Below are 4,632 nucleotides of genomic sequence, written 5' to 3' on the forward strand. Positions count from 1 at the left end.
AGGCTTTGAAACCCAGTTTTAGTTTTTTTCTCTCGTTGTATGAAACCACCCTGCTCATCTTTTTATCTAGAGGGGGTTTAGTTGATTTGTTGCAATTATTAGGTGAGCAAATTCTAGTTCCATCTGCGGTAGCTCTGGAAATTCAGCAAAGAGGTGCAGAAGACCCTACTGTTGTAATACTTACGCAAACAAACTGGTTAATTGTGGTGGAAACACAACCAACACCTGAGATTATCCAGTCCTGGGATTTAGGCAAAGGTGAATCATCTGTTTTAACATGGGCGTACACGCACCCTGGTACAGAAGCAATTGTGGATGATCTTGCTGCTCGGCGATGTGCAGCAGTATTGGGGATTCCGGTTCGTGGAACACTTGGTCTAGTTTTGACTGCAAAGCAACGTGGCAAAATACCAGCAGCACGACCGATTTTAGAGAATTTGCGCTCTTTGGGAATGTATCTCTCTGAGAGTGTAATCAATCAAGCACTGGCGTTAGTGGGGGAATGATGTGCGATCGCTTTTACTCGTGTTACTGTAAATTGGTTCTCATGGCGATCGCTAACATCATCAAATCTACTAGGGAACTCCGACGAAACCAGCTTGCTCAATTGCCCTTTGTCCTTGGTCAGTTAATAAAAATTTGCTATATGCATCCCCAATTTGCTGTTCTCGACCTTTATTCTGCTTAATAATCACAAATAAATTAGCAATCATCGGATAACTGCCATCTTTAATCGCCTGAGTATTTAGCTGGTTGCGCTCACGGGGACACTGCTCAGACGATACCAAAGGTTCGCGGTAGGGAGGAACTAGCTGATCAGAAGTACTACCCAATGGCAAAGCCTTCACACTACATTGAGGTAATACTGAACGGGCAGAAGCGTAATAGACACCGCCAGGGGTTTTACTGAGTTGCCGCACTGCCTCTGTAGTAGAGTAGACATACTGCACATTAGAACCTAGTGTTTGCCCCTTTAAGTCGCTGTTGCTAGAGAATATTACTGTATCTGCATCCTTTGGTCGTTGCGAAAAAGGTGTAATGGCTAGGTTTGGCCCACCTACTTGATTCCAGTTAGTAATTTTTCCCAAATAAATCTGCTGCAATTGTTCAACAGTTAAACCAGGCACATTGAGTGATGGGTTGACTACCACCGCTATGCCATCCCTACCCACCTGACGTTGCTCAAGGGTGAAGCCTCGCTCTTTTGCCATAGCTTGTTCTTCATCTGTAAGGGGACGAGAAGACTGAACAAAGTCTAGTTTCCCATCAAGCAACATCCGAATGCCGGAGCTAGAACCGGGGCTATCATTAACAGGGTTTACATAGCGTAATTGTAGTTCAGGGCGATCGCTCTGGATCTGAGAATCTACTAATTGCCGAATAGATGCCCAAGCTGTACTGCCTCCGTAGTTGAATGAGTCAGTGGGGACATCAGCAACTGTCTGAAAAGTTGATCCAGTACTAGAGAGGGTATTAAAATTTTGATTAGAGGAATTAACGCTGCTGCGGGACGCTAAATTCGGCTTGAGTAACCACCAAAGCAGTCCGCCAATAACCATAAGTGTCAGCACTTTCCCAATAATCAAACCTCTAAGAAAAAGGCCGATTTCACCGTTAATTAAAGCTTTTCTTTGATTTGTATTGTCCATATGTTTAAATATTGTTTATTTTATTTATCCTACAGGAATCTATAAATATTTAGGTTAAGCATAAATCTGGAGTAAGTCAGTAAATAGCAAATTTTATGATTGCTGGTAGATGATTAAGTATTTCTAATGTAGTAAGCTTCAATCTCCTCTTTAGCTGTTTTTGCAATGGTGGGATTGCTTTTAGAGACTCCCCTATTAGCCGCCAGGGTTAGCTACTAAGCTTTTGATACTAAATATTAGTGAACCGTTGCTCAAGCAATTTTTCTCTAAAATTATTTAATTGAGTCGGTTGGTTTGGAGGTGATGTACCTGTATTGATGAATGTATAGATTAAAACTAGTACTATCAAACTAGTGGCAGCACCAAGCCCTATTCCCAATAACAAAATAAAGTTTTTATAACTTAGTAAATAGCTATCACCAGTGTTTTGGCTTATGGCAGTAGATTTTAAGGACTCTGACAACCCCAGATCAGAATTTAGCGCTTGCAAAGCTTCTGTGGCAGATTGGTAACGCTGGCTATAGCGATCGCGAACCATTGTATCTAAAATATTCGCAAGACTATCACTTACCTGCACTTTATCACGCCAGATAACTTCTCCAGTATTAGGATCTTCTTGTAGCTGTTCAGGTATTAAACCTGTCAAAGCTTGAATACCAATCATCCCTACTGCATAGATATCGCTGCAAAGTTTTGGCTTTCCCTTAGCCTGTTCGCTTGGCATATAGCCAGGAGTCCCAACAGCAATTGTTAAGCCTGCTCCTAAAGCACCAATTTTTTTAATACTCCCAAAGTCAATTAGCACAATTTTCTGATCGGAGTGCCGCCGCATTAAATTTTGGGGCTTAATATCGCGGTGAATGATATTATTTTCGTGGACGAAGGACAGCACTTCCAGGATGCCTTTTAATAAATTTACGACTGCATTCTCGCTAAGACGCTGGCCTGGTAAAATTTCTTGAGTCAATGCATGACCATCAATAAACTCTTGGACTAAATAAAAATCCCCATCTTCATCAAAATGGGCAAACAGTCTAGGAATTTGGTCGTGGTCATTACCTAGCTGGTATAAAACTTCCGCTTCCCGATCAAATAGGCTTTTAGCGATGGGTAAAACAGCAGGGTTGGGATCTTTCGGGTGCAAGTGTTTGACAACACAATGGGGTCGCCCTGGTAAATCTAGGTCTACGGCTAAGTAGGTATCACCAGATCCCCCGCTTCCTAAGTGTTTGACAATCTCAAAGCGATTTCGAAGTCTTTTTCTGGGGGGAGAAGATTGATATCTTTTACGTATAGCCCCTCCTAACAAGTAAGTATTACCAGTCCCTCCGCTTTCCAACAGTTTGACTGTTTCAAAGCGACTCCGGAGTTTTTTTCTAACTAGAGGGTTCTGGCTCATGTGGCGTATACTAATTGTTAATTTACTGACCATTTAGAGCGTTGGGTGAGGTTATGAATGCCTGCCGCTAGATTTGTTGTTATTTGAGGCAGTCAGCTTCTCAGACGAGCTATGCTTTTGAGCATTTTTATGGTTAGCCGCTTGATTGGTTCATCTAACATATTTATAAGTATCTTAATATAAAATTTATTTCTGGAATATTTCAATAATTTTATCACTTAAGTAAACTTTATACTAGTCCACAGTATTTATAACTGCGGGCAGAAGACAACATTCAGTAGTTAAGAAATTTATTGTTTCAACTGTTGGGTCTGATTACTGACAAATCCTTGATACATTGGAATTTAAACACATAAAGCTTCTTACAGTGTCTACCACAATTTTATACCAGGATTTATTCATCACTAACCGCGATCGCGTTGTAATATCAACGTAAGTTCGACAAAAATAAAATAGAGCAAAATTAAGAACAGGTAAGCCTTTAGAGTAAAACTCAAGTACTGAGTTTTGAGTTAAATAGCTGTAAATTGTCAATTTTTTAGATTTATTCAATAGTTTCTACAAAACATCCAACTTTTCCAACATTTCCTACCTTTTACTCGCGGCTTTATCACTGGCAATAACAGGCAATAGGCAATAGGCAATAGGCAATAGGCGATAGGCAAGGGGAAAGAAGGCTTACTACTTGTACTGAGTTTTTTCAGAAATCAAATACTAGTCCTATAGCTGAAAATGCTACTTTTGAAATCGAAGATACAAGTTTGTGGTTGATTGACTTTTTTGGTTGATTACTTTGTCCTCGTGTCACAGAATCGATTGCGAGATTAATGGTATTTTATTTTTGCACAAACTCTTTTATCCCAATCGCTACACAAGCTATGACACTCAATTTATATTTACTGCGACATGGAGAAACTACTTTTAGTCAAAGTGGTAATTTCTGCGGTGAAACTGATGCAGAGTTGACTTCTGAAGGGATGCAGATGGCATCCGGTTTTGCCGATGTTTATCAAAAATTGAAGTGGGAGGCTGTTTATGTTAGCCCGATGAAGCGCACAATTGCAACTGCCAAGCCATTTTGTGATGCTATCGGTATGGATATGCAGTTGCGCGATGGACTTAGAGAAGGTAGTTACGGCGAATGGGAAAGGAAGAGTAAATCGTTTGCCCAAGAGAATTACGCAGAAAACTATATAAAATGGGTGACAGAACCCGCTTGGAATGCACCACTAGGTGGAGAAACTGCGGTAGATATTGCTAACCGCTCTATGCCTGTAATTGCTGAAATTCAAGAAAAACATTCCCAAGGTAATGTTTTAGTAGTTTCCCATAAAGCCACAATTCGGATTATGCTTTGCAGTTTACTGGGAATCGATTTGGGACGCTATCGCTATCGGGTGAATATTTTGGTCGCGTCGGTAAGTATGGTTAAATTTGACGTTAATGGGCCTTTGTTAGAAATATTAGGCGATCGCCATCATATACCTGATCATATTCGCTCTCGTCCGGGAACATAATAGATGAAGGGGAAAGGGGAAAGGGGAAAGGGATGATGATTGTCGCTTGACTTCGGGCGAGGTTTTT

The 4,632-nt window shown here is 40.7% G+C and carries 5 protein-coding genes; 2 read left to right on the plus strand and 3 right to left on the minus strand.

Features of this window, described 5'->3' with window-relative positions; translation table 11 throughout:
* Positions 1-5: 5 nt before the first annotated feature.
* Positions 6-506, plus strand: coding sequence for a DUF3368 domain-containing protein (locus VB740_RS17195; RefSeq protein WP_323201183.1), 501 nt, complete (start codon positions 6-8; stop codon positions 504-506).
* Here the strand turns inward: VB740_RS17195 and VB740_RS17200 are convergent.
* From VB740_RS17200 to VB740_RS17210, 3 genes are all read right to left on the minus strand, one after another.
* Positions 479-607 carry a hypothetical protein gene (locus VB740_RS17200; RefSeq protein ID WP_323201179.1) on the minus strand — a complete coding sequence of 43 codons (129 nt, stop codon included), beginning with the start codon at positions 605-607 and terminating at the stop codon, positions 479-481. The two genes, VB740_RS17195 and VB740_RS17200, sit on opposite strands and share 28 nt — an antisense overlap.
* Positions 576-1,649 carry a PstS family phosphate ABC transporter substrate-binding protein gene (locus VB740_RS17205; protein ID WP_323201180.1) on the minus strand — a complete coding sequence of 358 codons (1,074 nt, stop codon included), beginning with the start codon at positions 1,647-1,649 and terminating at the stop codon, positions 576-578. Before VB740_RS17205 ends, VB740_RS17200 begins: the two co-directional genes overlap by 32 nt.
* A gap of 229 nt (positions 1,650-1,878) precedes the next feature.
* The gene (locus VB740_RS17210) at positions 1,879-3,048 is read right to left on the minus strand and encodes a serine/threonine-protein kinase (RefSeq protein WP_323201181.1); all 1,170 of its coding nucleotides are present in this window, start codon (positions 3,046-3,048) and stop codon (positions 1,879-1,881) included.
* A gap of 878 nt (positions 3,049-3,926) precedes the next feature.
* Between VB740_RS17210 and VB740_RS17215 the strand changes: the two genes are divergently transcribed.
* The gene (locus VB740_RS17215) at positions 3,927-4,565 is read left to right on the plus strand and encodes a histidine phosphatase family protein (protein WP_323201182.1); all 639 of its coding nucleotides are present in this window, start codon (positions 3,927-3,929) and stop codon (positions 4,563-4,565) included.
* Positions 4,566-4,632: the final 67 nt, after the last annotated feature.

The organism is Nostoc sp. UHCC 0251, from assembly GCF_034932245.1.
GTDB lineage: Bacteria > Cyanobacteriota > Cyanobacteriia > Cyanobacteriales > Nostocaceae > Nostoc.

Excerpts from the sequence above, each read along its gene's own strand:
- VB740_RS17210 (WP_323201181.1), bottom strand. The coding sequence starts at position 3,048 with ATGAGCCAGAACCCTCTAGTTAGAAAAAAACTCCGGAGTCGCTTTGAA.
- VB740_RS17205 (WP_323201180.1), bottom strand. The coding sequence starts at position 1,649 with ATGGACAATACAAATCAAAGAAAAGCTTTAATTAACGGTGAAATCGGC.
- VB740_RS17215 (WP_323201182.1), top strand. The coding sequence starts at position 3,927 with ATGACACTCAATTTATATTTACTGCGACATGGAGAAACTACTTTTAGT.